At 71.8% G+C, this 26,341-nt stretch carries 24 protein-coding genes and 2 pseudogenes; 15 read left to right on the top strand and 11 right to left on the bottom strand.

The features are described from left to right. The first annotated feature begins 15 nt into the window (after positions 1-15). The gene (gene yidD, locus ACFV9D_RS33725; RefSeq protein WP_385154960.1) at positions 16-372 is read left to right on the top strand and encodes a membrane protein insertion efficiency factor YidD; all 357 of its coding nucleotides are present in this window, start codon (positions 16-18) and stop codon (positions 370-372) included. A gap of 89 nt (positions 373-461) precedes the next feature. On the opposite strand, the gene ACFV9D_RS33730 is transcribed toward yidD, so the two are convergent. Next, positions 462-1,121: a 1,4-alpha-glucan branching protein gene (locus ACFV9D_RS33730; RefSeq protein WP_385154963.1), complete on the bottom strand. Its 660-nt coding sequence runs from the start codon at positions 1,119-1,121 to the stop codon at positions 462-464. 181 nt (positions 1,122-1,302) lie between these two features. Between ACFV9D_RS33730 and ACFV9D_RS33735 the strand changes: the two genes are divergently transcribed. The 6 genes from ACFV9D_RS33735 (at position 1,303) to ACFV9D_RS33760 (ending at position 8,052) form a co-directional block, all read left to right on the top strand. Further along, complete coding sequence (locus tag ACFV9D_RS33735; protein ID WP_385154965.1) at positions 1,303-1,659, top strand: SAV_915 family protein; 357 nt, start codon at positions 1,303-1,305, stop codon at positions 1,657-1,659. A gap of 9 nt (positions 1,660-1,668) precedes the next feature. Next, positions 1,669-3,015 (top strand): diaminopimelate decarboxylase, encoded by a 1,347-nt coding sequence (gene lysA, locus ACFV9D_RS33740; protein ID WP_385154968.1) that lies wholly within the window; start codon positions 1,669-1,671, stop codon positions 3,013-3,015. Between the two features lie 25 nt (positions 3,016-3,040). After that, the gene (locus ACFV9D_RS33745) at positions 3,041-3,967 is read left to right on the top strand and encodes a glutaminase (RefSeq protein ID WP_385154971.1); all 927 of its coding nucleotides are present in this window, start codon (positions 3,041-3,043) and stop codon (positions 3,965-3,967) included. Positions 3,968-4,097: 130 nt separating this feature from the next. Further along, the gene (locus ACFV9D_RS33750) at positions 4,098-6,239 is read left to right on the top strand and encodes a SpoIIE family protein phosphatase (protein WP_385154974.1); all 2,142 of its coding nucleotides are present in this window, start codon (positions 4,098-4,100) and stop codon (positions 6,237-6,239) included. Positions 6,240-6,386: 147 nt separating this feature from the next. Further along, the gene (locus ACFV9D_RS33755; protein ID WP_385154977.1) at positions 6,387-6,584 is read left to right on the top strand and encodes a hypothetical protein; all 198 of its coding nucleotides are present in this window, start codon (positions 6,387-6,389) and stop codon (positions 6,582-6,584) included. A gap of 7 nt (positions 6,585-6,591) precedes the next feature. Continuing rightward, the gene (locus tag ACFV9D_RS33760) at positions 6,592-8,052 is read left to right on the top strand and encodes an aldehyde dehydrogenase family protein (RefSeq protein WP_385154980.1); all 1,461 of its coding nucleotides are present in this window, start codon (positions 6,592-6,594) and stop codon (positions 8,050-8,052) included. Here the strand turns inward: ACFV9D_RS33760 and ACFV9D_RS33765 are convergent. Both ACFV9D_RS33765 and ACFV9D_RS33770 read right to left on the bottom strand, forming a co-directional pair. Continuing rightward, on the bottom strand, positions 8,040-8,768 hold the full coding sequence (locus tag ACFV9D_RS33765) for a transporter substrate-binding domain-containing protein (protein ID WP_385154983.1): 729 nt from the start codon (positions 8,766-8,768) through the stop codon (positions 8,040-8,042). The two genes, ACFV9D_RS33760 and ACFV9D_RS33765, sit on opposite strands and share 13 nt — an antisense overlap. A gap of 22 nt (positions 8,769-8,790) precedes the next feature. Further along, positions 8,791-9,264, bottom strand: coding sequence for a MarR family winged helix-turn-helix transcriptional regulator (locus ACFV9D_RS33770; RefSeq protein WP_385154986.1), 474 nt, complete (start codon positions 9,262-9,264; stop codon positions 8,791-8,793). A 132-nt stretch (positions 9,265-9,396) separates the two neighbouring features. Between ACFV9D_RS33770 and ACFV9D_RS33775 the strand changes: the two genes are divergently transcribed. The 3 genes from ACFV9D_RS33775 (at position 9,397) to ACFV9D_RS33785 (ending at position 12,588) form a co-directional block, all read left to right on the top strand. Then, positions 9,397-10,854, top strand: coding sequence for an MFS transporter (locus ACFV9D_RS33775; RefSeq protein WP_385154990.1), 1,458 nt, complete (start codon positions 9,397-9,399; stop codon positions 10,852-10,854). A gap of 42 nt (positions 10,855-10,896) precedes the next feature. Next, on the top strand, positions 10,897-11,673 hold the full coding sequence (locus tag ACFV9D_RS33780; RefSeq protein ID WP_385154993.1) for an SDR family NAD(P)-dependent oxidoreductase: 777 nt from the start codon (positions 10,897-10,899) through the stop codon (positions 11,671-11,673). Between the two features lie 147 nt (positions 11,674-11,820). Beyond that, positions 11,821-12,588 carry an NPP1 family protein gene (locus ACFV9D_RS33785; RefSeq protein ID WP_385154996.1) on the top strand — a complete coding sequence of 256 codons (768 nt, stop codon included), beginning with the start codon at positions 11,821-11,823 and terminating at the stop codon, positions 12,586-12,588. A 24-nt stretch (positions 12,589-12,612) separates the two neighbouring features. Here the strand turns inward: ACFV9D_RS33785 and ACFV9D_RS33790 are convergent, their stop codons facing one another. Both ACFV9D_RS33790 and ACFV9D_RS33795 read right to left on the bottom strand, forming a co-directional pair. Then, positions 12,613-12,831, bottom strand: a complete 219-nt coding sequence (locus ACFV9D_RS33790; RefSeq protein WP_385155035.1) for a DUF6296 family protein — start codon at positions 12,829-12,831, stop codon at positions 12,613-12,615. Positions 12,832-12,840: 9 nt separating this feature from the next. Next, positions 12,841-13,761, bottom strand: a pseudogene (locus ACFV9D_RS33795) (oxidoreductase); the annotation flags it as partial. Positions 13,762-13,841: 80 nt separating this feature from the next. On the opposite strand from ACFV9D_RS33795, the gene ACFV9D_RS33800 reads away from it, so the two are divergent. Further along, a complete protein-coding gene (locus ACFV9D_RS33800) occupies positions 13,842-14,474 on the top strand; it encodes a TetR family transcriptional regulator (protein WP_385154999.1) in 633 nt (210 codons plus the stop codon). 146 nt (positions 14,475-14,620) lie between these two features. On the opposite strand, the gene ACFV9D_RS33805 is transcribed toward ACFV9D_RS33800, so the two are convergent. Both ACFV9D_RS33805 and ACFV9D_RS33810 read right to left on the bottom strand, forming a co-directional pair. Then, a complete protein-coding gene (locus ACFV9D_RS33805) occupies positions 14,621-15,262 on the bottom strand; it encodes a TetR/AcrR family transcriptional regulator (protein WP_385155002.1) in 642 nt (213 codons plus the stop codon). Between the two features lie 137 nt (positions 15,263-15,399). Then, the gene (locus ACFV9D_RS33810; RefSeq protein ID WP_385155005.1) at positions 15,400-17,478 is read right to left on the bottom strand and encodes a discoidin domain-containing protein; all 2,079 of its coding nucleotides are present in this window, start codon (positions 17,476-17,478) and stop codon (positions 15,400-15,402) included. A gap of 221 nt (positions 17,479-17,699) precedes the next feature. Between ACFV9D_RS33810 and ACFV9D_RS33815 the strand changes: the two genes are divergently transcribed. Next, positions 17,700-18,962 (top strand): cytochrome P450, encoded by a 1,263-nt coding sequence (locus tag ACFV9D_RS33815; protein WP_385155008.1) that lies wholly within the window; start codon positions 17,700-17,702, stop codon positions 18,960-18,962. Here ACFV9D_RS33815 and ACFV9D_RS33820 read toward each other — a convergent pair. The 4 genes from ACFV9D_RS33820 to ACFV9D_RS33835 form a co-directional block, all read right to left on the bottom strand. Beyond that, complete coding sequence (locus ACFV9D_RS33820) at positions 18,914-19,996, bottom strand: PP2C family protein-serine/threonine phosphatase (RefSeq protein WP_385155011.1); 1,083 nt, start codon at positions 19,994-19,996, stop codon at positions 18,914-18,916. The genes ACFV9D_RS33815 and ACFV9D_RS33820 overlap by 49 nt on opposite strands. 190 nt (positions 19,997-20,186) lie before the next feature. After that, the gene (locus ACFV9D_RS33825; protein WP_385155014.1) at positions 20,187-20,945 is read right to left on the bottom strand and encodes an IclR family transcriptional regulator; all 759 of its coding nucleotides are present in this window, start codon (positions 20,943-20,945) and stop codon (positions 20,187-20,189) included. Between the two features lie 387 nt (positions 20,946-21,332). After that, entirely contained in the window at positions 21,333-22,055 is a 723-nt protein-coding gene (locus ACFV9D_RS33830; RefSeq protein WP_385155017.1) for a response regulator, read from the bottom strand. Continuing rightward, positions 22,052-23,296 carry a sensor histidine kinase gene (locus ACFV9D_RS33835; RefSeq protein ID WP_385155020.1) on the bottom strand — a complete coding sequence of 415 codons (1,245 nt, stop codon included), beginning with the start codon at positions 23,294-23,296 and terminating at the stop codon, positions 22,052-22,054. The genes ACFV9D_RS33830 and ACFV9D_RS33835 overlap by 4 nt, the downstream gene beginning before the upstream one ends. Before the next feature lie 141 nt (positions 23,297-23,437). Between ACFV9D_RS33835 and ACFV9D_RS33840 the strand changes: the two genes are divergently transcribed. From ACFV9D_RS33840 to ACFV9D_RS33850, 3 genes and pseudogenes are all read left to right on the top strand, one after another. Then, positions 23,438-24,652, top strand: a complete 1,215-nt coding sequence (locus tag ACFV9D_RS33840; RefSeq protein WP_385155023.1) for a serine hydrolase domain-containing protein — start codon at positions 23,438-23,440, stop codon at positions 24,650-24,652. Positions 24,653-24,722: 70 nt separating this feature from the next. Then, the gene (locus tag ACFV9D_RS33845) at positions 24,723-25,892 is read left to right on the top strand and encodes a serine hydrolase domain-containing protein (protein ID WP_385155026.1); all 1,170 of its coding nucleotides are present in this window, start codon (positions 24,723-24,725) and stop codon (positions 25,890-25,892) included. A 73-nt stretch (positions 25,893-25,965) separates the two neighbouring features. Continuing rightward, positions 25,966-26,310: pseudogene (locus ACFV9D_RS33850) on the top strand (hypothetical protein); the annotation flags it as partial. Positions 26,311-26,341 lie beyond the last annotated feature (31 nt).

Genomic DNA, 26,341 nt, shown 5'->3' on the forward strand with positions numbered 1-26,341 from the left:
GGCTGTTGCTCAGGGATGATCGACACCTGCATCGGGTCGCGGCAGTGCTGTTGCGGCGAGATGTGGCTGACCATGCTTCCGGCCCTGTTCCTGGCGCTGCTGCGCCCCTCGTCCGGCAGGCGACCCGCATCCGGCCGACCGCCGGGGCGGGTCGCCGGAGCGCTGTACACGGCCGTCCAGTACTACCGCGACGAGATCAGCCCGCGCCGTCCGCCGTGCTGCGCGTACACGCCCAGCTGTTCCACGTACGCCGTCAAGGCGCTGTGCCGCCACGGCGCACTGCGGGGCGGGTGGCTGACGGCGGCGCGTCTGCTGCGCTGCAGGCCGGCGGCCGCCCGGCGCCGGGGCCACGCGGACCCGGTGCCGGACTGACCGCCGCGTCGGCCCCGTGACCTCCCGTCAGCCCGCGGACCAGGGCCTGTCCGGCGGATCATGGCCGGGGCCGCGACGCCTGACAGGCCCTAACGAGACTCGCGCACGACGACGAACGCCACACGGTTGCGGCTCCCGTCGGGTGACTGCCACTCGGCGGTGACCTGCCCCCGGCCCTCCGCCGGACCGTCCGCCCGGAGCACCCGCGTCACGCCGAGGGTGAGCGGGGACCCCGTGTCCCCCGCCGCCCGCACCGCCAGATCCGTTCCGTGCGGACCGTCGTTCACCGCATCCGGTCCGGTGACGGCGGTGAGGCCGACCCCGTCGAACCGTCCCGTGACGGAGCGGTCGGGGGCGCCGGTCTCGCTCTGGGCCTGCGGCTCGGCGCGGCCCTCGAGCAGCGCGAGCAGCCGCTCCACGAGCACCGGGTCGTGGATCCCGTCGTACACCCACCGCTTCCCGAGCACCCCGTGCTCGGAGGTGCCGACGAGCGCCGCGTCGGCCCCGTCGAGCGGAGCGCCGCGATAGGTCAGCGGCAGGTGGTACGCGACGGCCCCGTCACCGGAGCCGTCCGTGACGACCATGAACTCGATGCCGACCTCCCCCTGCGGGTCGTCGAGCCGGAAACCCCCGGCCTTGGCGAGCTCGGGTGCGCGCCCGGTGGCGACGTACCACGGCTGTGAGGGAAGCCAGGAGGCCAACAGCTCGAGCTTGGTGGGGTTCATGGTGGTGTGGTGGATGACTGCCATGCCTCGACAACTTCCCAGCCGGGCCCGCGGTTCCCGTCAGCGGGGCGTTACGAGACCCCGGCCGGCCGTCAATCATCCGTCAAGGAGACGGCCGGGCCCTCGAACGCCGGGCATAGCGTCACAGGAACGCGCCCGGCCGTCCCGGCCGGGCCTCACCTTGGCCCTCTCAGGGAGCATCGTCATGACTGCCCTCCAGCACTCCGCATCCGAGGATCCCGAGCCTTCCGAACGGTTCCCGGCCGGACCTCTCTTCGTGCCCGTCCGGCCGGGAACCGAGGGCTGCGCCGCCCGGTTCTTCCGCACGCCCCTCGGTGACCGCACGGCCGTCGGCTTCACCTCGGCGGAGAAACTCGCCGCCACCCTCGGGGCGGACCACGCCCGCATCAGGCTCTCCGAGCCCGCCCTGCGCGCCCTCGCCGCACCCCTCGGCGTCACCGTCGTCACCGTCGACCCGCAGTTCACCGCTCCCGCCCCTCGGCCCGTGCCGCGACGGGTCACCGCAGCGCCCGTCCGTCGCGACAACCTGCTGATCGGCTGAGGAGGCGTCATGTCCGTTTCTCTGGTGTCGTCCCCGGCGACCCCGTCGTCGGAGGCCTCGGCCGGACTGTCCGTCTGGCCCCGCACCGCACACCCCGAGCCCGACGGCGACGTCTCCGTCGGAGGCGTCCGTCTCGCCGAGGCGGCCGACCGCTTCGGCACGCCCTTGTACGTCCTGGACGAACAGGAGTTCCGCGAGCGCTGCCGTACGTACCGCACGGCCTTCCCCGCCGCCGATGTGGTCTACGCGGCCAAGGCGTTCCTGTGCCGCGCCGTCGCCCACTGGGCCATGGAGGAGGGCCTCGGCCTGGACGTGTGCTCCGCCGGGGAGCTGGCACTCGCCGTCACCACCGGTTTCCCGCCGGAGCGGATCGTGATGCACGGCAACGCCAAGAGCCCCGAGGACCTCCACACCGCCGTCCGCCTCTGCGTGGGACGCGTCGTCCTGGACAGCGCCTCGGAAATCGCCCGGCTCGCCGCGATCACGCCCGCCGGAACCCGCCAACAGGTCATGGTGCGCGTGGTGCCGGGAATCGCGGCCGGCGGCCACGCCAAGATCCGTACCGGTACCGAAGGACAGAAGTTCGGCCTGTCCATCACGGACGGCTCCGCCCGCCACGCCATCGCCCGCGTCCTCGACCAGCCCCGGCTCGAACTGGTCGGGCTGCACTGCCACATCGGCTCCCAGATCGCCACCGTCAAGCCGTACGTCGCCGCCGTACGGCGGATGATCGGCCTGATGGCGCGCGTACGGGACGAGCACGGCGTCGCCCTGCCCCAACTCGATGTCGGCGGCGGACACGCCATCGCGTACCGCCCCGGCGAACAGAGCCTGAACATCGGCGTCCTGGCCGGTCGCGTCCGCGCCGAGATCGAGGAAGGATGCGCGCGGGCCGGGCTGCCGGTGCCCCGCCTCACCCTCGAACCCGGCCGGGCGGTGATCGGTCCCGCCGGAGTGGCCGTCTACCGCGTCCTGACCGTCAAGCGCAGCGGTTCGCACACCTTCGTCGCCGTCGACGGCGGCATGAGTGACAACCCGCGTCCCGCGCTCTACGGGGTGCGGTACGCGCCGCGCCTCATCGGCCGCGGCTCGTCGTCGGCGCCCCGCCTGGTGACCGTTGTGGGCCGGCACTGCGAGGCGGGCGACGTCCTGGCCGACGGCGTGCCGCTGCCGGGGGACGTGCGCCCGGGGGACCTGCTCGCGGTCCCGGCGGCGGGCGCGTACCACCTGTCCATGGCGTCCGGCTACAACCTGGTCGGCCGCCCGCCCGTCGTCGCCGTCGCGGACGGCCGGGCACGGACGCTCGTACGTAGGGAGTCGCTCGACGACATGAGCCGCCGGGACGTCGGCCTGTAGAACGGACCTTCGGCCGGGCGGCACAATGAGGATCATGCTGCTGTCGTTCCAACCGGTCCTCGAGCGTATCGCCGAAGAGATCGGGGACCTCGTCGGCCGGGGCCGGCCCGCCGACTACATTCCTGTGCTCGCCGCCGGGGACCCGGGCCGCTTCGGGATGGCCGTCGCCGAACTCGACGGGACGGTGTACGGGGTGGGGGAGTGGCAACAGCCCTTCTCCACCCAGTCCGTCACCAAGGTGTTCACGCTCGCGCTCGCCCTCGCCCGGGAGGGCGAGCCCCTCTGGGAGCACGTCGGACGCGAGCCGTCCGGCAACCCCTTCAACTCCCTCGTGCAGCTGGAGTACGAGCACGGCATCCCGCGCAACCCGTTCATCAACGCCGGCGCCCTGGTCGTCACCGACCGGCTGCACAGCCTCACGGGCGACGCGTCGGGCTGCCTGCTCGACCTGCTGCGCGCGGAGAGCGGCAACCAGGACCTCGACTTCGACCGGGACGTGGCCGCATCGGAGACCGCGCACGGCGACCGCAACGCCGCGCTGGCCCACTTCATGGCCTCGTACGAGAACATCGCGAACCCCGTTCCGGTCCTCCTGCGCGAGTACTTCCGGCAGTGCTCGATCGAGGCGTCCTGCGCCGACCTCGCGCTCGCCACCGGATTCCTGGCCCGGCACGGCATCCGCGCGGACGGTTCACGGCTGCTCACCCGCAGCCAGGCCAAGCAGGTCAACGCCGTGATGCTCACCTGCGGCACCTACGACGCGGCCGGGGACTTCGCCTACCGCGTGGGCCTGCCGGGCAAGAGCGGCGTCGGCGGGGGCATCATCGCCGTCGTGCCGGGCCGCTGCACCCTGTGCGTGTGGAGCCCCGGCCTCGACGAACGCGGCAACTCGGTCGCGGGCGTCGCCGCCCTGGACCGTTTCACCACGATCACCGGGCTCTCCGTCTTCTGACCGCCGCGAGCCGCCGACCGCCGCCTTCGGACGCCGTGGGGGCCTTGCGACTGCCGCCTCCTGCCGCCGCGGACCGCGGCCCGCGCGATAATGGGACGGTGCACCGGGGCCGTGACGCTGGAGGTGCCAGGTGACGAGCACGGTCGGTTCGGCCAGAGGCGCCGAGGGGGCCGGTGCCGCGCTGACGGAGACGGTCCGCCGCACCGGCGCCTCCATCGGAGCCGTCTACCTCCTCGAGCCCGACGCCGAGGTGCTCCGCATCGAGGCGCTCTGCGGCGCGCCGGCGGAGTTCGCCGCCCCGTGGGCGAGGGTCCCGCTGGCCGCACCGGCCCCGGTGGCCGACGCCGTTCGCGAGAACCGGCTGGTCTGGGTGGGCAGCCAGCAGGAGATGGCCCGCTCCTACCCCCGTACCGCGGTGGCCCTCCCGTACCCCCTCGCCCTGGCCGCCGCACCGATCACCGGTGGACGCCCCTGGGGCTGCCTCCTTCTGATGTGGCCGGCCACCCGCCCGCCACGGCTGACCCGGCGCGAGCACGGCCTGGTCACCGCCTGCTGCCGGCGGCTGGCCGAGCTCCTGGAAGCGAGCGAGGAGAGCGGCCTGCCGCTCGTCCACGCGGACCTGCCCCGTGTGCTCGCCCTCGACACCGCCCGCCCGCCGCCGAGCCCGGCGCAGGCGGTGGCCGACTTCGCCGAGCGCCTGCCGGGCGGCTGCTGCGCCCTGGACCTGGACGGACACATCACCTATCTCAGCTCCGGCGGCGCCGAACTGCTCGGCGCCGAGACCGGGGCCCTGCTGGGGACCCTGCCGTGGCAGTCCCTGCCCTGGCTCGACGACCCCACCTACGAGGACCGCTACCGCGCCGCGGTCATCGGCCGTGAGCCCGTCTCCTTCACGGCCTGTCGCCCGCCGGACCACTGGCTGGACTTCCACCTCTACCCGGACGCCGGCGGTGTGAGCGTCCGTATCGTGCCCACGGGCGGAGCGCCTCCGGCGGCCCCCGCGCCGCGGCGCGAGACGAGCACCGCCACCCCGGCCCGCGCCGGGCAGCTCTACCAGCTCCTGCACCTGGCCGCGGGCCTGACCGAGGTCGTCGGGGTCCAGGACGTCGTGGATCTGGTCGCCGACCAGATCATGCCCGCCTTCGGCGCGCAGGGCCTGATCCTGGCCACGGTCGACTCGGGTCGCCTGCGGATCAACGGCCACCGCGGCTACACCGCCGAGATCGTCGAACGCTTCGACGCGCTGCCGATCGACGCCACCTCCACCCCCGCGGGGCAGGCGGTCTCCAGCGGAATCCCCTCGTTCCTCGCCGACCCCGAGGAGATGGGACGGATCTACCCCGAGGTGCAGTCGGTCACCGGCAAACAGGCGTGGGCTTTTCTGCCCCTGATCGTCTCCGGCCGTCCCGTCGGCCTCTGTCTGCTGTCCTACGACCGACCCCACACGTTCCCCGCAGAGGAACGCGCCGTCATGACCTCGCTCGCCGGCCTCGTCGCGCAGGCCCTCGATCGCGCCCGGCTCTATGACACCAAGCACCGGCTCGCCCACGGACTCCAGCAGGCCCTGCTGCCGCACAGCCTCCCCGCCGTGGCCGGCCTCGACGTCGCCGCCCGCTATCTGCCCGCCACCCGTGGCATGGACATCGGGGGCGACTTCTACGATCTGATCCGGCTCGGCGACACCGCGGCCGCGGCCGTCATCGGAGACGTCCAGGGCCACAACGTCGAGGCCGCCGCCCTGATGGGCCAGGTCCGTACCGGCGTCCACGCGCACGCGACTCTCGGCGAGCCGCCGGAGCAGGTCCTTTCGGCCGCCAACCAGCAGCTCACCGAGCTCGATCCCGGCCTGTTCACGAGCTGTCTCTACGCCCACCTCGACTTCGCCCGGCAACGGCTGTCCCTCGCCAGCGCCGGCCATCCGCCGCCCCTGGTGCGCTTCCCCGACGGCCGCACCACCCCGCTCGACGTGACCCCGGGGCCCCTGCTGGGCGTCGTCCCCGGAGCCGCCTATCCGGTCACCGAGAGCCCGCTCACCTCCGGACTGCTCCTGCTCTTCTACACCGACGGTCTCGTCGAGACGCCGGGCACCGACTACGACGCCTCCCTCGCCGAACTCGCGGGTCATCTCGCCACGGCGGACGACCAGGACCTGGACCTCCTCATCGACACCCTCCTGGCACAGGTCCGCCCGGCCCAGCGGCGTACGGACGACATCGCCCTGCTGGTGCTGAAGATCCGCACCGGATCCGGCCGACGCCGCAGAAGCGGCTGATCGGACCGACCGGGCGGTTCACCGCGCCACCCTGGGCCGGTCGGTCGACTCCGGGCCGCCCCCGAGCCGCGCCGTGAGGCGAGCGGAGAGCGCGCGGGTCAGGATGGAACAGCCGCCATGGAACAGCCGCCACGACCAGGAGCCGCCATGCCCGATCGCCCGACCCACCAGAACCCCGCCATCCCGCCGACCCCCGCCCCGTGGGAGGCCGGGACCGTCGGCGCGCCCGGCCACGGGTCCTCCGCCCGCTGCATGACCGCCGGGGACTACTGGTACGAGCGCGGCGCGGAGGGCGCGGGCCCCACCGCCCCGTTCGGGCCGCGCGCACGGCAGGGCGCGGAGTAACCGCACGGTGGTCGTCACACGTGGGCTGCTGATCGGCGGCCGGTACACGCCCGCCGCCTCCGGCCGTACCGCCGAGGACCTGGACCCGTACACCGGCGAGGTGTACGCGACGGTGGCCGCCGCCGCCCCCGAGGACGTCACCCGGGCGGTCGATGCCGCCCATGCGGCCTTCCCGGCATGGGCCGCGCTCGCCCCCTTCGCCCGCCGGTCGATCTTCCTCAAGGCGGCCGACCTCCTCGACGCCAGGGGAGAGGAGGCCGCCGTACTCATGGCCCACGAGACCGGCGGCACGCGCGCGTGGGCGCTCTTCAACGTGGCGCTCGCCGCGAACATCCTGCGCGAGGCAGCGGCGGCGGTCACCGCGCCCCGGGGTGAGGTGCTCAGCGCCCAGGAGGAGGGCACGCTCGGCCTCGCGGTGCGTGAACCGCTCGGGGTCGTCGCCGCGTTCGCGGCCTGGAACGCGCCCCTCATCCTCGGTGTACGGGCCGTCGCCGCCCCGCTGGCCGCGGGGAACACGGTCGTGGCCAAGCCCAGCGAGCACGCGCCGGTCGCCGCCGGGTACTTCGTCGCCGACGTGCTGCACGAGGCCGGGCTGCCCGACGGCGTGCTCAACGTGGTGACCAACGCTGTCGAGGACGGCCCCGGGATCGCCGAGACCCTGATCGCCGATGCGCGGGTACGGGCCGTCGACTTCACCGGCTCGACCGCGACCGGGCGGATCATCGGCGCGCTCGCGGCGCACCATCTCAAGCCCGCGGTCCTCGAACTCGGCGGCAAGAACTCCGTGATCGTCCTCGACGACGCCGACCTGGACTACGCCGTCGACGCGGCCACGTTCGGCGTCTTCATGAACGCCGGCCAGATCTGCATGTCCGGCGACCGCGTCCTCGTCCACGAGCGCCTCGCCGAGGAGTTCACGCGCAGGTTCACCGCCAGGGCCGCGGCGCTGAGGACCGGCGACCCGGGCCACCCGCACACCGTCGTCGGGCCGTTGGTGAGCCCGGCCGCGGCCCGGCGGGTCGCGGCGCTCGTCGCGCAGGCGCGCGCCGCGGGTGCCACCGTGCTCACAGGCGGCGGGGAGCCGGAGGGCGCGGTGCACCCGCCCACCGTGCTCAGCGGCGTGACCCAGGAGATGGACCTCCATCACGCTGAGGTCTTCGGACCCGTGTGCGTGATCGACACCTTCGCCGACGACGACACGGCCGTCGCCCTGGCCAACGACACCGACAACGGGCTGACCTGCGGCGTCATCACCGAGAACGCCACCCATGGACTGGCGGTCGCCCGTCGCGTCCACTCGGGCATCGTGCACGTCAACGACCAGTCCGTCGGCGACGAGCCCCATGCCCCCTTCGGTGGCGTCAAGGCCTCCGGCTACGGGCGCTTCGGCGGGCGCTGGGGCATCGAGTCCTTCTCCAACACCCGCTGGGTCACGATCGCCGGCCGGCAGGCCCGTTACCCCTTCTGAGGGGGCGCGACGAGAGCATCCGACTGGTGGGCGCGCCGCAGCGCCTCGGCGACGAAGCCGTCGGCCTTCAGCTCCTCGACAAGGTCGGACAGGAACCGTACGGTGGCGGGTCGCCGGGACAGGGTCGTGCCCACGGCCTGCCGGATCTCCATGAACCGGTCCTCGATCAGCCGGAGTTCGGGGCGGGACGCGACGAACTCGGTCATCGGCTGCCTGATGCCGGCCGCGACCTCCAGGCCCTCGGACCGGAAGACGTCGACGCCCTCCTCCCCGCGTACGACGGACGCGTGGCGCAGGGTCCGCGAGAGGAAGAGGTCATAGGCGGACCCCCGCTTCACGCCGATCCGCACTCCGTCACGGTCGACGTCGGCGGCCGTGGTGAGGTCCGAGTCCCGGAGCACCGCGAACACCCCCTCGATCACGACGTACGGCGCGGTGAAGGCGACCTCGGCCTCCCGTGCGGGCTCGACGGCCAGGAAGCAGAGGTCGGCCCGGCCCGTGGCCATCGCCTCGTACGACTTGCGCGCGGCGTCGAAGCAGACGAGCTCGACCGGCACCCCCAGCCGCGCGCCGATCTCCCGCGCGAGGTCGACGGTGACCCCTGCGGGGGACTCCGGCGTGCCCTGGGCCAGGACGGGATTGCCCAGGTTGATCGATGTCCGCAGGACGCCGGTCGGCGCCAGGTCCGCGGTGATGTCAGCCGTCACGCTCGTCATGGCCCGGAGTCTAGACACCCCTTCACGCCGGATGCGTCGCGTCGGGGCGGGGCCAGGGGCGTCCTTCCAGGCGCTCGATGTCGCTGTTGAACCGCTTCAGATACGCGGCGAAGTCGGCCACCTCGTCGGCCGTCCAGTCGCTGAGGACCCGCTCGAGGCCGTGGACGTTCTCGGAGCGGTCCGCGTCCAGACGGCGCCGGCCCTCGGCCGTGATGCTGAACTTGCGCGCGATGCCGCCGTCGGGGTCCGGGATGCGCTCGACGACCCCGGCCTTCAGCATCGCGGCGGTCTGCCGGTTGAGCGTGGAGGCGTCCAGGCCGAACGCCTCGCTCAGCTGGCCGATGGACATGGGCCCGTCCATCCGGATGCGGCTGAGCAGGACGTAGGCGCTGCGGTCGAGCCGCCCGCCGGTGCTCCGCGCCCGGGGATTGAACAGATGCGAGTGGCGCCCGATCAGCATGGTCTCGAACTCGATCAGGTGCGTGGGCTTTTCCATGGGCGCCATCCTCCCAACCCCGCGCGGCCGCCCGCCAACCATCCCCGCTGCATATGCAGGATACATGCAATATGTACTCTGCAAATGATGTGTACGATGCACATCGTCGAGCAAGTGTCGAGGGAGAACCACGTGAACAGCTCAAGGACCGACGCCCGCCCCGGCGGTGTCGTCGGCGTACTCGCCTTCGCGGGCATCGTGGCCGCGCTCATGCAGACCCTGGTGGTCCCGCTGCTCGGCGACCTGCCGCGCCTCTTCGACACCAGCGCGTCGAACGCGTCCTGGGTCGTCACCGCGACCCTGCTGTCGGCGGCCGTGGCGACCCCGGTCGCCGGACGCCTCGGCGACATGTACGGCAAGCGCCGCATGCTGCTCGTCTCGGTGGCACCGCTCGTCCTGGGCTCGGTCGTCTGCGCCCTCTCCTCCTCCGTCGTCCCGATGATCGTCGGGCGCGGACTGCAGGGCATGGGCATGGGGGTCGTCCCCCTCGGCATCAGCCTGCTGCGCGACGTGCTGCCGGCCGAGCGGCTGGGCGGATCCATCGCCCTCATCAGCGCCTCCATGGGCGTGGGCGGCGCGCTCGGCCTGCCGTTCTCCGCGGCCGTCGCCGAGAACGCCAGCTGGCGCGTGCTGTTCTGGGTCGCCGCCGCCCTGAGCCTCGTGGTCGGTGTGCTGATCCGGCTGCTCGTCCCCGCGGGCCGGACCGAAACCGCCCCGGGCCGCTTCGACGTACCGGGAGCGCTCGGCCTGGGCACCGCCCTGGTCTGTCTGCTGCTCGCCGTGTCCAAGGGCTCCGACTGGGGCTGGGGGAGCGCCACGACACTCGGCCTCCTCGCCGCCGCGGTCGTCGTCCTGCTGACCTGGGGGCGGTGGGAACTGCGCACCGCCGAGCCGCTGGTGGACCTGCGCGTCACGGCCCGCCCGCAGGTGCTGATGACGAACGGGGCCTCGGTCCTGGTCGGTTTCGCGATGTACGCCCAGTCGCTGGTCGTCCCGCAGCTCCTCCAGCTGCCCGAGGCCACCGGCTACGGCCTGGGCCAGTCGATGCTGGCGATGGGGCTGTGGATGGCCCCCGCGGGCCTGATGATGATGGTCCTCGCCCCGCTCGGCGCCAAGCTCACCGCCGCTCGCGGCCCCAAGGTCACGCTGGGCGTCGGCAGCCTCGTCATCGCCCTCGGGTACGCGTCGGCCCTGCCCCTCATGGGGTCGACCGGCGGCCTGCTCGTCGTGACCCTCGTCTGCAACACGGGCGTCGGCCTGGCGTACGGCGCGATGCCCGCCCTCATCATGGGCGCCGTCCCCGTGTCGGAGACCGCGTCGGCCAACAGCTTCAACACACTGATGCGTTCGATCGGCAGCTCCGTCTCGGCCGCCGTCATGGGTGTCGTGCTCGCTCAGATGACCACGGACTTCGGAGGCCATCTGCTGCCCTCCGAGGATGGCTTCCGTGTCGCCCTGCTGATCGGCAGCGGCGTGGGCCTCGCGGCCGCAGCGGTCGCGTTCCTCATCCCGGTTCGGCAGCGGGCCGACACCTCCGGCACCCCCGAGACCACCGCCACCTCGCGCCCGGTGTCCGAGACCGCGGCCTGACCGTCCTCCGTACCTCCCCCGGCACAGAAAGCAGAGCCACGCATGAACACCGCAACCACACCTCAGGACTTCACCGGCCGCGGCGTCGTCGTCACCGGCGCCGGCTCCGGCATCGGACGGGCCGCCGCGCTCGCCTTCGCCGAGCGGGGTGCCGACCTGGTCGTCGCCGACCTGAGCACCGAGGGCGCCGCCCGGACCGTCGCCGAGATCGAGGCGCTCGGCGGCACCGCCGTCGCGGTGGTCGGCGACCTCGGCGAGCAGGCGGTCGTCGACGAGGTCGTCGCCACCGCCCTCCGGGTGTTCGGGCGCATCGACGTCCTGGTCAACAACGCCGGGATCATGGACAGCATGTCGGCCGCCGCCGACGTCGGCGACGCCGAGTGGGACCGGGTCATACGGATCAACCTCACCGCACCCTTCCTGCTGAGCCGGGCCGTCCTTCCGCACATGCTCGACGCCGGCCGCGGCTCCCTCGTGTTCACCGCCTCCGAGGCCGCGCTCCGTGGCAGCGCGGCCGGGGCCGCCTACACGGTCTCCAAGCACGGCATCGTCGGCCTCGTGAAGTCGCTCGCCGTCACCTACCGGGACAAGGGCATCCGCGCCAACGCCATCGCCCCCGGCGGCACGCTCACCGGGATGCGCCCCGAGCTCGACCCGACGGCGCTCGGCCCGGCCGCGCTCGGGGCATACGGGGCCAACATCGGGCGCGTGTCCGAGCCGGCCGAACAGGCCGCCGCCCTCGTCTTCCTCGCCTCGGACGCGGCGAGCAACATCTTCGGCGTCGTCCTGCCCGTGGACAACGGCTGGTCCGCGGTCTGAGCACCGCGGTCCGCGGCGAGGACTCGGCCGCCGTCCTTCATCGCACGGCCACCGCACGGCCCTCCATGGTTCGCAGGGGTACGGCATGACTGATCTGGGCATGCCAATCCCGTCGCAACCGTACGACGGTCCGTCAGGAGGACACAGGTGAAGACGAGTTCGCGGATCCGCAGGGTCGCGCTCATCCTCGGCAGCAGCATCGCACTGGTCGTCGCCGTTCCGGGCAGCGCCTTCGCCGCGCCGCCCACGGCGCTGCCGGCGTCGGCGGACGGGCTGGAGCAGACCTTCCAGCCCGCCTACGACTACGACACGGACGGCTGCTACTCCACACCGGCCATCGGCCCGGACGGGACCGTCAACGGCGGCCTCAACCCGTCCGGTGCCCTCAACGGCCAGTGCCGGGACTCCTGGGACCTCGACAACACCAACGGCTACGCCCGCTCGAAGTGCAACAACGGCTGGTGCGCCGTCCTGTACGGCCTCTACTTCGAGAAGGACCAGGCCGTGGCGGGCAGCGGACTCGGCGGGCACCGCCACGACTGGGAGCACGTCGTGGTCTGGATCCAGAACAACGAGGCTCGGTACGTCTCCACGTCGGCGCACGGAAACTTCAACACCTACGGCCGTGACCAGATCCGCTGGGACGGGACCCATCCGAAGGTCGTCTACCACAAGGACGGCCTGAGCACCCACTGCTTCCGCCCTGCCAACTCCAACGACGAGCCGCCGGAGAACCACGAGCACCAGTGGCAGTTCCCGGCCCTGGTCGGCTGGAACGGCTACCCGGCCGGGCTGCGCGACAAGCTGAGCCAGGCGAACTTCGGCAGCGCCGTCTTCGGTCTGAAGGACGGCAACTTCGCCCCCCATCTGGCGAAGGCGAAGCCGGCCGGCATCCCGTTCGACCCCTACGCGTGACGGGTCCCCACGCGTGACGGCAGGTCACGGCAGCGGGGCGGCGCTCACGGGCACGTCGTGACTCTGATGGCCGCCACTGGCCAGCATCCGTACATGGCCCTGCTCGTCGATCTCGGCCTGGACGATGCCGGTCTCGTCGGCGTACACGGGGTGCCCGCCGGCGCCCTTGCGGTCCGTGCGGGTGACCACGATGGAGTCACCCGACACCGGAAATGTCAGCTCATAGCGTTCGGCGCTTCCCATTCGCCCTTTATAGGTGAACCGCACGTCCGTCAGCCGTTCCGACACCTCCCACAGCCGGCGGCCGGTCCCGGCGTCCGTCGCCCCGGGTGACAGCCGCACCCGCGCCGGTCCACCGCGCAGTTCGCCCGCGCCGTCCGGCCCGATGAACTCGCCGCTCTCCACACTCGGGTCGGTCGCCGCGTACAACTGCGGCAGCGCGCCACGGGCGGGCGGCTGGGCGAGCGGCTTGAGGAGGCGGCCGAAGACCAGCCGTACCAGACCCACCGGCGCACTCGTCTGAAGGCCGGTGGCGGTGTAGCCGGGGTGGGCGAGCACGCTCCGCACCGGGCTGCCCGCTTCACCCAGCCGCCGGTGGAGCTCGTACCCGAAGACGGCGTTGGCGAGCTTGGACTGGTCGTAGAAGGACATGGGCGAGTAACCGCGCTCGCCGTTCAGGTCGTCGAAACGGATGCGGGCCTTGCGGTGGTTGACGGAACTCACCGTGACCACACGGGGACCGTCCCCGAGGGCCAGCAGGTCGAGCAGCAGCCCGGTCAGCGCGAAGTGGCCGAGGTGATTGGCCGCGAACTGCAGCTCGTGACCCTGGGCGCTCAGGGACCGTGGCGGCGCCATCACGCCCGCGTTGTTGACGAGCACGTCCAGGCGGGGATGGTCGGCGCGCAGCCGGTCGGCGAACGCACGGACCGAGTCGAGGTCGGCAAGGTCGAGGTGGCGGACCTCGAGCCGGGCGCCCGGATGCTCGGCGGTGATCTCCTCGACCGCGCGGCGGCCCTTCGCCTCGTCCCGTACGCCGAGAATCACGTGCCCGCCGCGTCCCGCGAGCGCTCGCGTGGTCGCCAGGCCGAGGCCGCTGTTGGCGCCGGTGACGAGGAAGACCCGCCCGGTCTGGTCCGGGATCCGGTCGGCGGTCCAGTGCTGATGCTCTGTCATGCGGCACACGCTGCCGTTTGTGGCACCAAGTGTCAAGGTGCGCCTGAGTGTCATGGAGGGCATGGGGTTACCATGGTCGAGTGAGTTCCCGCCCTGAAGTGAGCCTGGCCCAGCGCAAACGTCAGCTCGTCGCCGACGAGTTGACCGAAGCGGCACTGCAACTGCTGGCGGTGAAAGGGTTCGACGCGGTCACCGTCGACGAGATCGTCGCCACCGCCGGCGTGTCCAAGCGGACGTTCTTCCGCTACTTCGCGTCCAAGGAAGACGTGGTCGTCCAGTTCCTGGCCGAGATGGGCACGGGCATCCGCGCCGAACTGGCCACCCGCCCCGCCACGGAACCCCCCTCAGTGGCGCTCCGACACGCCGTCTCGATCCCCATCGACGCCTGCACCGACCACCCCGACCACACCGAACGTGCCCTGCGCGTGGTCCGGCTGATCCTGCGGACCCCCGCCCTGCACGGCCGCTTCCTGGAACGCCGGTCGCAATGGGCGGACGTCCTGACGGCGGAACTGGCGCAGCGCCTGGGGCGCGACCCGGAGGCCGACCTCTATCCACGCCTGGCGGCCGGAATGGCACTTGCCGCCTTCGACGTGACCCTGCAGAGGTGGAGCGCCGGCAGCGGCGCCGAGAACCCCACCGACCTGATCGACCGCGCCTTCGCGATCATCGCCCCCGCACTGGACGCAGCCGTACAGCCGAACGCGGCCTGACAGGGTGCCAGGTCGCATTCGACGCCAGGGCTCGGGAACGGCGCCCTCGACGAGGACGAGCACCCCCGGGTGCGCGCCAAGGCCGGACTCCACGGCAGGGCTGGGCCCGAACAGGGATGACACGAAGAACTCCCGGGCCCCCGCGGCTACGCGCCCGCCGTGCCCACCCGTCCGGCGGCGGTCGGCACCGCGAGATCGCCCGCGAGCGCGGCGACCTGATCCGTGATCAGGTCGAGCATCGCCGCCGACGTGTCCGGGTCGTGGCCCAGCACCAGGAAGTTCAGGGTCAGCCCGTCGGTCACGGAGGCCAGGTAGCGGGCCAGGACGGGGACGGGGACCCGGAGTTCGAGGCCCATGCCGGCGCTGAGCTCCTCGATGAGGCCGTGGTAGATCTCGGCGTACCGCTCGTGCTGGCGGCGGGCCAGCGGTTCGAACCCCGGTGTGCGCAGGGCGTACTGGGTGAGCTCGTAGGTGAGCATGTGCTCGCCGGGGTGTGTGCGGACGTGGTCCCAGTAGGCCTCGAAGCCGGCCCGGATGGTCTCCCGGAAGGTGGCCCGCGGGCGCAGCGCCTCCTTCACGACCCCCACGTAGTGGTCGGTGATGGTCGTGATCACGGACTCCAGGAGGGCCTGCTTGGAGTCGAAGCAGTAGTGGAAGACGCTCAGCGACACCCCCGCCTCGGCGACGATGGACCGGGTCGTCGTCCGCGGAACGCCGTCCCGGGTCATCGCGCGGATCGCGGCCTCGGTCAGTTGCCGGCGCCGTTCCGCGAGCGGCCTGCGGGACATACGGTGGATCCTTTCCGTTTTCCGGTCGGCCGCCCCCTGGGGGGAGCGGCGCGCGGGCCGGGCGGGGGACCCGATGGGACCCACTCGCCCGGCCCGGCGGCCTTGCCTTGCTCTGCAGTGCTGTGTCCCGTCGCGGCTCAGCCGCTGTAGACGCCCACCTCGTGCAGCGAGTACCCCCAGTCCGTACCGCGCTGCTCGCCGTGGATCCTTACGTACCGTGCGGTCGTGCCGGCGAACCGCGCCGTGTCGAGGCCGCCGTCACCGGTCGTGGTGGACCAGACCGTACGCCATGCGGCGCCGTCGTCCGACACCTCGATGCGGTACGCCCTGCCGTACGCCCGTTCCCAGTCGAGGGTGACCCGCTTGACGAGCTGCGGTTCCCCGAGGTCGATGCGCAGCCACTGCCCCTCCTTCCACTCGCTGGCCCAGCGGGTGCCCCCGTCCCCGTCCACGGCCCGGCCGGGCGCGTACGTGACGAACGGGTTCCACCACTCCGTGGTGGAGGCGGCGGCCGCAGCGCCCGAGGCCATGTTCACCCCGGCCCGATGCCCCTCGGAGGCGCCCCAGGTGTCGAGGTAGGACTCCGCGCCCCGGAACAGGTCGTCCACCACGCCCTGGCCGCCGACGATCCGGATGTCCTCGATCCAGTCCGGTACGAGGCCGTGGTGCGCGGCACCGTCGGTGTTGAGGTCCCAGGTCCGCTCCCCGGTCGTCTGCCGGTCGACGACGGAGCCACCGTCGGTCGTACGGAAGGGGTACCGCACCGGGTTGGGGGTGTCCGCGCCGCGCGGACCGGGCCAGCCGCCCACGCCGTTCATGTCGGTTCCGTAGCCGTAGCCGACGCCGTACTTCTCGCGCAGGGCGTCCGTACGCTTCGCCTCCGCGCTGAAGCCCTCGGCGCCGTGCATGTACTGGGCGATGAAGCCGCCGAGACCGTAGACCCGCTCGGTCCAGTTCAGGTCCATCCAGCTGTGCGAGGAGATCACACCCGGGTACGACGCGGACTCGAGGATGTCCAGCGCCCGGCCCGTGGCCTTGACGCTCATGTGGTCGATCTCCAGCATCATCTTGCGTTTCATCATGCCGCGCACCGCGTACTCGCCGAGTTCGGTGAGACCCCGGGTGTTGCACTGCGCGTCGCCCGCGTACGCCGGGACCGCCACACCAGCCGGCAGCTGCTTCTCCGCCTGCGGCGCCGCGGCGAGCCCGATCGGGTTGTCGTGCTGCGGGCCCGTGCACTTCTCGGTCTTCCAGAACGTGCCGGTGGACAGGAACTGGCCGACGTTGATCGCGGTGCCCAGCGCGCCCTCGTCGAACCGGACCCCGCAGAGGGCGTTGTCGAACTTGTGGCACAGGAACATGCTGCGCACGCCCAGCCGGTGGAGCTCGTCCAGGCCGCGGTCGATGTCCTCCCGGTCGCACTGCGCGATGTCCAGGATCTGCTTGCAGCCGAAGGGCTCCGAGGTCTCGACGCCGAGGACGACCGCCAGCTTGCCCTGCTCGATGACCTCACGGGCCTGCGCGGAGTCGGTGACGATCCGGAACCAGCCCTTGCCCGGCCCGCCGAACATCTTGTCGACGTAGTCCTGCATCTCGTACGTCTTGCGTGCCTGCAGGCGGATGGAGGTCATCTCGTCGCAGCTGCGGTCCTTGAAGAAGTAGACCGAGCAGATCACGCCGTTGGTGACGAGGTCGTTGACGAGCACCCGCTGGCCGCCGCGCCAGGCCCGCTCCACCCAGGCGTAGTAGTTCTGCTGGTGGGTCAGCGAGTCATGGGCGGGCCAGTCCTTGAACGTCGGCCAGCCGTTCGGGTCGTGCTTGCCGTCGCCGCCCTTGGTGATCATGTCGAAGATCGCGAGCGAACCGTCGGGGTAGTGCTCGGGGCAGTCCTTGAGGGCGTCGGCCACCCCCTGCTCCGAGAAGGTCTGACCGCAGATGAGGCGGCCGCCGAAGGCCTCGTTGGACATCAGGTGGTTGTGCGCGTCGACGAAGCCGCGTACCTCGCCCTGGGCGTTCGTGCCCTTGAAGGGCTCGCCCGTGACGTTGATCTGGGAGTCGGGCGCGGGGCGGGCGACCGGGTTCCACCAGGAGTCGTCGGCGGACGAGGCCGACGCGGGGCCGAGCAGCATGGCCACGGTGGCGAGCAGCAGCGCGAGCACGGCCAGCGGCCCGCGCCTGCCGGACGCACGGCTGTGCGAGGGGGGTCTCATGGACATCACTCACGTCTTCGGTCGAGGGAGGTTGTCATGTTCCGCGCGAATGGCGTGTCGAGGATCCCGACTGCCGCGAGCGGAGTCAAGAGTCCGGGACAGATGACCTGATGGACGCGACACCCACCTGAAACCGGCCACAGGGGCCACATCTTGATCTTCCGTCAGAACCCCGCGGCCCCCCACCCTTGGAGGGCTTCCCGTGTTACCCCCTCGAAAGGACTCCCGTGAGCCGGCCGAACCCCCCGATCGTCCTCGACCCCACCGGCGCCGACCACCACGCCGAACACCGGCTGCTGCGCGCCCACGGCGCCGCGGCCCGCGTGGACGTCCTCGGTGTGCAGGCGTGGTCGGTCACCGACCCGGTCCTGCTCAGGAAGCTCCTGACCAGCCCGGACGTGTCCAAGGACGGCCGCGCCCACTGGCCGGCGTTCGACGAGGCGGTACCCCACTGGCCGCTCGCCCTGTGGGTCGCGGTGTCGAACATGTTCACCGCCTACGGCGCCGACCACGCCCGGCTTCGCCGCCTGGTCGCCCCCGCGTTCAGCGCCCGCCGCGTCGCCGCCCTGCGCCCGGTCGTCGACGCCCTGGTGACCGGGCTCCTCGACGACCTGGCGACCGTGCCGCCCGGCGAGGTCGTCGACCTGCGCGAACGGCTCGCGTACCCGCTGCCGATCGCCCTCATCGGCCACATGATGGGCGTCCCCGAGGACCGGCGCGGCGGCTTCCGCGCGCTCGTGGACGGCGTCTTCGACACGACGCTCACCTCCGAGGAGGCCACGGCCAACGCCGTACGCCTCTACGGCCTCCTCGACGACCTCATCGCCGCCAAGCGGGCCGTGCCCGGCGACGACATGACCTCACTGCTCATCGCCACGCGCGACGAGGACGGCTCCACCCTGGCGGAGGACGAACTGCGCGACACGCTCCTGCTGGTGATCAGCGCCGGGTACGAGACGACGGTGAACGTCATCGACCAGGCGGTCACCTCCCTCCTCACCCACCCGGACCAGCTCGCCCACCTCCGCGCCGGCCGGTCCGGCTGGAACGACGTCGTGGAGGAGACCCTCCGCCACGAACCGGCCGTCAAACACCTCCCGTTGCGCTACGCCGTCACCGACATCCCGCTCGCCGACGGCCGGACCATCGCGCGGGGTGAAGCGATCCTCGCCTCGTACGCGGCAGCCAACCGCCACCCGGACTGGCACGGCCCCACGGCCGACACCTTCGACGTCACCCGCACCACCAAGGACCACCTGGCCTTCGGCCACGGCATCCACTTCTGCCTCGGCGCCCCGCTGGCCCGCTTGGAGGTGGCCACGGCCCTGGAGCACCTCTTCACCCGCTTCCCCGACCTCTCCCTCGCCGTCCCGCCCACCGAACTGCGCCCCCTGCCCTCCCTGATCAGCAACGGCCACCAGTCCCTCCCGATCCGCCTGCGTCAGGGTGCTTCGGCCGGGCAACAAGTCGACCGCCGAGCCGAAGTCTGACTCTCGGTGACGGACGCCGACTCGACAGTGACCGGCTTCCGGAGCAGGAGCAGCGCCGCGTCGTCGTGGAGCCGACCGCCGACGTGCGCCAGCAGCTCGTCGTGGAGCGCGGCGAGGGTATGGGACGGCTCGTCCGAAAGGTGCCGCGCCACCCGCTCGACGAGCGGGTAGAACTCACGATCATGGTTGCGGGCCTCGGTGACGCCATCGGTGTAGAGGAGCAACTGGTCACCGTCGGCGAAAGGCAGTACCTGAAGGCTCGGGGTCTCGCCGGTCAGGGCGCGCAGCCCGAGCGGTGGAGCCGGACGGGTCGGCTCGACGGCCATGACGTGGGAATCGCGGACCACCAGCGGTGGGGCGTGCCCGCAGTTGACCACTTCCATGCGCCCGGCCCCGGGGTACCCGGCGACCACGGCGGTGACGAAGTCGTCGGCACCCAGATTGCGCGCCAGGCTCCGCTCGATCCTGCTGACGACGTCGAGGAGGTCGGGCTCGTCGTAGGCGGCCTCGCGGAAGACACCGAGCACCAGAGCGGCGGTGCCCACCGCGGGCAGCCCCTTGCCGCGCACGTCGCCGACGATCACCCTGACCCCGTACGGAGTCGGGACCAGCGCGTAGAGGTCCCCGCCGATGCGGGCCTCCGCCGCGGCGGCGCTGTAACGGACGGCCACCTGGAACTGGCCGACCCTCGGGGGCACGGGCTTGAGGAGGGCGTGCTGGGCGGCCTCGGCGACCGAGCGCACGTCTGCGAGTACCTGTTCGCGGCGCACGCGCAGCCCGCTGGCCATGCCACTCGCCAGGGTCACGGCGACCAACGCCGAGAGCACGATTGCCAGCTCGTGACCCGGTACGGCGTCGCGAGCCCCGAGTGCGGCGCCCAGAGCGGCGCCGAGGAAGCCGACACAGAGAACCCCCCGCGGCCGGCTGGTGGTGGCGGCCAGCGCGGGTCCGGCGGCGAGCAGTGGCAGCCAGGTCATCCCGGCTCCGCTGACGAGGGTGAGGAGTGCGACGACAGAGACGATCAATGCGGGCATACCCGCGGCGAACTGTGCGGCGGCTGTCCGGGGCGTCGCGAAGGGCCACGTCCGCCACCAGCCGCCTTCATGGTCTCCGGCCTGACTCATGTCGTGGTCCGCATTCCTCTCCTGACAGCGGCGCATTTGCCCCGAATGTCTCTTTCATTCAGGGAACAGGTTCCCTGCGGGTGCCACAAGGAGAGAAATTTCAGATAGTGAGCGAAAGACCCCTGGTCACGCGACCGGCTGTCGGCACCAGTCGCGCCCGCACCTCGTCGATGCGGGAGAGCCGGTCCGCCCGCAGGGAGACACCGAGCGATCCGAGCGTGTCGCCGCTGTATACGGGCACCGCGACGCAGACCGTACCGAGGGCGTACTCCTCCAAGTCCATGACGGCCGGGTCGGTGGTCGAGGAGTCGAGTCGCCGGATCAGTTCGGAACGGTGGGTGATGGTCCGGGGCGTGAGGTCGACGAGGGAGTGGCGTGAGAGGTAGTCGTTGCGGGAGTCGTCGTCCAGCTCGCGCAGCACGCATTTCCCGAGCGCGGTGGCGTGTCCGGCGTCCTCGAATCCCACCCACAGGTCGACCCGGGGGGCCCGGGGGCCGTCGACGATCTCGGCGACCCGGATCTCGCCCTCCTCGTAGAAGGTCAAGTAGGCGGCGGCCGACAGTTCGTCCCGCAGAGCGGCGAGAGTGGGGCGTATACGGCTGAGGAGCGCCTGCCCGCGGCTTCCGGCATGGAGTACCTCCAGCTGGTCCCCGATGACGAACCCGCCGTCGTCCAGTTTCCGTAGATACCCGTCGTGGACCAGCGTCCGCAGCAGGTGATAGGTGGTGGCCAGAGGCAAGCCCGTCTCGCGTGCCAACTGCTTCGCCGGCGCGCCGCTCGCGTGCGCGCCTACCGCTTCCAGCAGACGGAAGGCTCTCTGCACGGAAGTGATGAGCGTAGGGCCCTCGTGCGCAGCCATAAGACCAGCGTGCGCCCGGCTCACCACCCCGGCAAGGTCCCCCAGCCGGATCGCCGGCACAGCGGCGGCGGGCCCCCAGCGGCGCGCATGCTCCCCAGATTCTCCCCAGGGCGTCGGAATGGCTCCGCGGCGACGTTCGCGACTGCGAAGTTGATCAATGGATCGAAGTTCATCCCGTGGTTGGTGCCCACCAACGTAGATGCAGACAGCATGGCCGCCCACGACGAGATCTTCTTGAAGTCGTCACCTAGTGAATTTCCCCGTGTTCGCGCCTCTGAGCCGGGCCCGTTCCCCCGAGGGTGCCGACGGTGCGTGGGGGTGCGCACGAGGCCCGAGGGTGTCACACACAGCAGGGCGGAGCTACGTCGCGGCCCGTACTGAAGCCGGTCAGCCGACGAAGCCCGGGACCACCAGGCCGGACTCGTAGGCGATCACCACCGCATGGGTCCGGTTCTGCGCGCCGAGCTTGGTCAGCACATTCCCGACGTGCGTCTTGACCGTCTCCAGGCTCACCGTGAGGGACTGCGCGATCTCCGGATTGGAGAGCCCCGTGGCCATCAGGCGCAGCACCTCCTCCTCCCGACCGGTGAGGGCGGCCCGCGGCAGGGCCTCTGCGGAGCCCAGCGGGCGGGGGGCGACCATGCGGCCCAGTGCGGCCGGGAAGAGTACCGCTTCGCCCGCCGCCACCACCCGGACCGCCTCGGCGATCTGGCGGATCGGGAGGCGCTTGAGGACGAAGCCGCTGGCGCCCGCACTGAGGGCGGCGGTGACGTAGCCGTCGTTCTCGAAGGTGGTGATCACCACGACCTTCGGCGGTTCGGCCGCTTCGGCAAGAAGCCGGCGGGTGGCCTCGATCCCGTTGAGACGCGGCATCCGGACGTCCATCAGGACCACGTCCGGGTGCAGGATCCTCGCCCGTTCGACCGCCTCGACCCCGTCGGCGGCCTCGCCGACCACCGTGATCCCCGGCTGCGCGGCGAGCAGCAGGCGCAGGCCGCTGCGGGTGACCTCGTCGTCGTCCGCGATCAGGAGGGTGACGTAGGGGCTGATGACGGAAGGGCTGGTTCGGGAAGGTAGGGCCGTGCCGTCGCCCGCGTCGGATCCGCTCACGCCGACACCTGTGCCGGCAGCCGGCAGGCCAGCCGCCAGTGCTGCGTCCCGTCCGGGCCGGACTGGAACTCACCGTGCAGCAGTCTGACGCGCTCGGCCAGTCCGGGCAGACCGTGGCCGGAGGTCGGGAAGGTATCCGGGCCCGGGCCCGTCCGTGCCCCGGTCCGGTTGACCACCGTGAGATCCACTCCGTCCGGCCCGGCCGCCACCCGGACCTCGATCGGGCCGCCCGCCCCGTGGCGCAGCGCGTTCGTCAGCCCCTCCTGGAGAATCCGGTACGCCGCCCGGGAGAGCGTCCCCTGCACCTGCGCCAGGGGGCCCGACAGCTCCGGTTCCACCACCGCCCCCGCGTGCCGCAGGCGGTCCAGCAGCTCGTGGAGGTCGGCCAGGGTCCGGGTCGGCGCCGTCCCCGACTGTTCCTCGCGCAGCACTCCGAGCACGTAGTCCAGGTCCTCCAGCGCGGCCCGCGTCGACTCCTCGATGCTGCGCATGGCGGCCCGCGCCGCCGCCGGGTCGGCGGAGAGCACCTCGCCGGCCACCGCCGCCTGGATGGTGGCCGCCGTCAATGTGTGCCCGATCGAATCGTGCAACTCGTGGGCAATCCGGTTGCGTTCGGCCAGCAGCAGTTCCCGTTCGGCAGCCAGCGCGAGCCGTTCGGCTGCCGACGGTCCCAACAGCCGTGGCGCCGACCACCGCAGGGTCTTCGTCACCAGTACGCAGACGGCCGCCGCCAGCAGGATGCACACGGCCGCCACCACCCAGCTGCTCCACCCGCCCGACACCCGGACCGACGTGCCGAACAGACTCGCCCGCGCCTCGCCGCCGAGCCAGTTCCCCGGCAGGGAGATGCCCATGATGAACAGCACCCCGCTCGCCAGCGCCCCCGCCCACCCGACGGCCACGTGCAGCACCAGCCAGAGCGGGGTCCGCCAGTGGTCGAGGCCGGGGGAACCAGAAGTCCGGCGACCGGCCGCCGGATTCGGCAGCGGCACCCGCAGCAGCCGGCGGGCGGACACGACCAGCGCCCGCCTTACAGGGCGCGCCAGTCCGGCCACGCCGACCAGTACCGCCCAGACCAGCAGGACCAGGACGATCTGCACGCCCTCGGGAGCGGATCGCCACGACAGCGCCGGCAACAGGGCGAAAGGTAGCAGCGGAAGGCTCGCCAGAGCGCCGCAATAGGCGAACAGCACACCCGAATACGTGGAGCCGCGCAGAAGCGGCCGAATTCCCCTGATCATGATCGCCAGTATCGCCGGGGCGCGCGCAGGCAGCCTCCCCCGATCGGGGGAGCGATTTCTCCCGCCTTCCCGCGATGCGGTCAGAGGGCCCTGGAAACCAGGATTCGTGCTCCGACCGAACGATTCCCCAGGAGTTGACTCATGCGAGCTCAGACCCGGCAGGGCCTTCCTTCCCGGACCCGGCAGCAGCAGGGCGGCGGGCGGCGACGAGCCGTGTCGGCCGCGGCCGCGGCCGCGCTGGTCATCGGCGTCATGACCACGGGCGTCCTCGCCCCGTCCAGCGCCTCCGCCTCCGCCTCCGGTTCGGCCGCCCCCGCCGCTGCCACTGCCAGGCCGGACGCCGTCCAGCAGGCCTTGAACTCGCTGGTGCGCGACGACGGCATGCCCGCCGCGCTGGCGAGCGTCCAGGACCGTGACGGCCGCACCCGCACGTACACCGCAGGAGTCGGCGACCTGGCCACCGGCTCGAAGGTGCCCAGGGACGGCCAGGTACGGATCGGCAGCAACACCAAGGCGTTCACCGCAGTGGTGGTCCTGCAGTTGGTCGGCGAAGGGAGGATCGGCCTCGACACCAAGGTGGACGACTACCTGCCCGGACTCGTCCGCGGGGAGGGGATCGACGGACGCCACATCACGGTCCGCCAGCTCCTCCAGCACACCAGCGGACTCCCCGACTACGGCGTCCACGTCGACGACGACGAGATCAGGAACCGGTACCTCGAACCCCGCGAGCTGCTCGACATCGCCCTCCGGTACAAGGCCGACGCAGCTCCGGGGGAGACATGGGGATACAGCAACACCAACTACGTCCTGGCCGGCCTGATCGTCCAGAAGGTTACCGGCCGCCCCCTCGCCGAGGAGATGGACCGGCGCATCATCAAGCGCATCGGGCTGCGCCACACCTACTTCCCCGCCCCCGGAGAGATGACCATCCGAGAGCCGCACCCCCAGGGCTACCACCGCAACCCGGCGGACGGACCGCTGCGCGACTTCACGGAGTTGGACCCCTCCTGGGCCTGGGCCGCAGGCCAGTTGATCTCCACCAACTCCGACCTCAACCGCTTCTTCACCGCGCTCCTCGCCGGCCGCCTCCTCCCGGCGGCGCAGCTCGCCGAGATGCGCACGACGGTCCCCGTCGGGACCTCAGGACTCAGCTACGGGCTGGGGCTCACGAGCAGGCCGCTGTCGTGCGGCGGCGTCTACTGGGGTCACGGCGGCGACATCGCGGGGTACGAGACCCGGGGTGGTGTCACCGACGACGGTCGCGCAGTCAACGTCGCGGTCACGAGCATCCCAACGGACGATTCGGCCACGCAGCACGTGAAGGACGCCGTGGACAGGGCCCTGTGCGGATGAATCAGGCATTCGGCGACCCGACGACCCGACGACCCGAACGATGATCCAACGATTCCTCAGGAGTTGCCTCATGCGTGGACAGACACGGCAAGGCCTTCGCTCGCCGAGCCGGCGGCAGGGCACGCGCCGACGAGCCCTGCCCGCCGCAGCCGCGGTGGCCATCGGCGTCATGACACTGGGCGCCCTCGCCCCGCCCTCCGTCTCCGCCGCCAGCAGTCCGGACGCCGTCCAGCAGAGCCTGAACGCGCTGGTGCGCGACGACGGCATGCCCGCCGCGTTGGCGAGCGTCCAGGACCGTGACGGCCGCACCCGCACGTACACCGCAGGGCTCGGCGACCTGGCCACCGGCTCGAAGGTGCCCAGGGACGGCCAGGTACGGATCGGCAGCAACACCAAGACCTTCGTCGCGGTCGTCGTCCTGCAGATGGTCGGCGAAGGGAAGATCGGCCTCGACGCCACCGTGGACACCTACCTGCCCGGCCTTGTCCGCGGGGAGGGGATCGACGGACGGCGCATCACCGTCCGCCAGCTCCTCCAGCAGACCAGCGGACTCCCCAACTACAGCAACTACCTCGGGGACGACGTGCGGTACTACGCCCCCCGCGAACTGCTCGACACAGCCCTCCAGCACCCGGCCGACTTCGTCCCCGGGACGAGTTGGAAGTACAGCAACACCAACTACGTGCTCGCCGGCCTGATCGTCCAGAAGGTCACCGGCCGCCCCCTCGCCGAGGAGATCGACCGGCGCATCATCAAGCGCATCGGGCTGCGCCACACCTACTTCCCCATCCCCGGTGACGCGAGCATCCGGGAGCCCCACCCCCACGGATACCTCCGCGACGCGGCGGACGGACCGCTGCGCGACATCACGGAGATCGACCCCTCCTGGGGCTGGGCGGCAGGCCAGATGCTCTCCACCAACTCTGACCTCAACCGCTTCTTCAGCGCACTCCTGGCGGGCCATCTCCTGCCCTCGGCCCAGCTCGCCCAGATGCGCTCCACCGTCCCCGCCGAAGCGACCTTCGGCCCCGCCGCCCGCTACGGACTTGGACTCCTCAGCAGGCCGCTGCCGTGCGGCGGTCTCTCCTGGGGCCACGGCGGCAGCTTCCCGGGGTACGAGACCCGGGGCGGCGCCACCGACGACGGCCGTGCCACCAACGTCGCGGTCACCATGCAGCTCACCGACGAGGCCGGCCGGAGAAGTCTCGAACGCGCCGTGGACACCGCCCTGTGCCGCTGAACCCCGCCGGAGGCGTTCCGTGAAAACGACCGATGGGCCCGACATGACGTCGGGCCCATCGGCCTCACCCTCGACCGCCGATGCGATCGCCGTCGCCCCGGCCGGCTTCAACACGGTCAACAAGTGGGAGGACGGATTCGCGGACAGCCTCGCCCTCGGTATCCGCTGCGAGGCTCCGGGCATGGACATCCCCCCGCCTGCCCTACGTGAACACCGCCCTCGCTGCCCATCACGCGTACCGGCGGAGCCTCGCCGAACTCCTCGAGATGGGTTCCTGGTCGGGAGCTACGAACCCCACCGCCGGAAGTCCGGCGGTGGCGCCGACCGCTTCCTCTGGGAGGAAGCCGTCGACCTCCTAGGCCATGTCCGTAAAGTCGTCGGCTCGTTGCTCTATTCGTGGTGCGTCGACATGAACTGACGGATGAGTCGTGGGCGTTGATCGCTCCGTT

The organism is Streptomyces sp. NPDC059875, from assembly GCF_042731085.1.
Classification (GTDB): domain Bacteria; phylum Actinomycetota; class Actinomycetes; order Streptomycetales; family Streptomycetaceae; genus Streptomyces.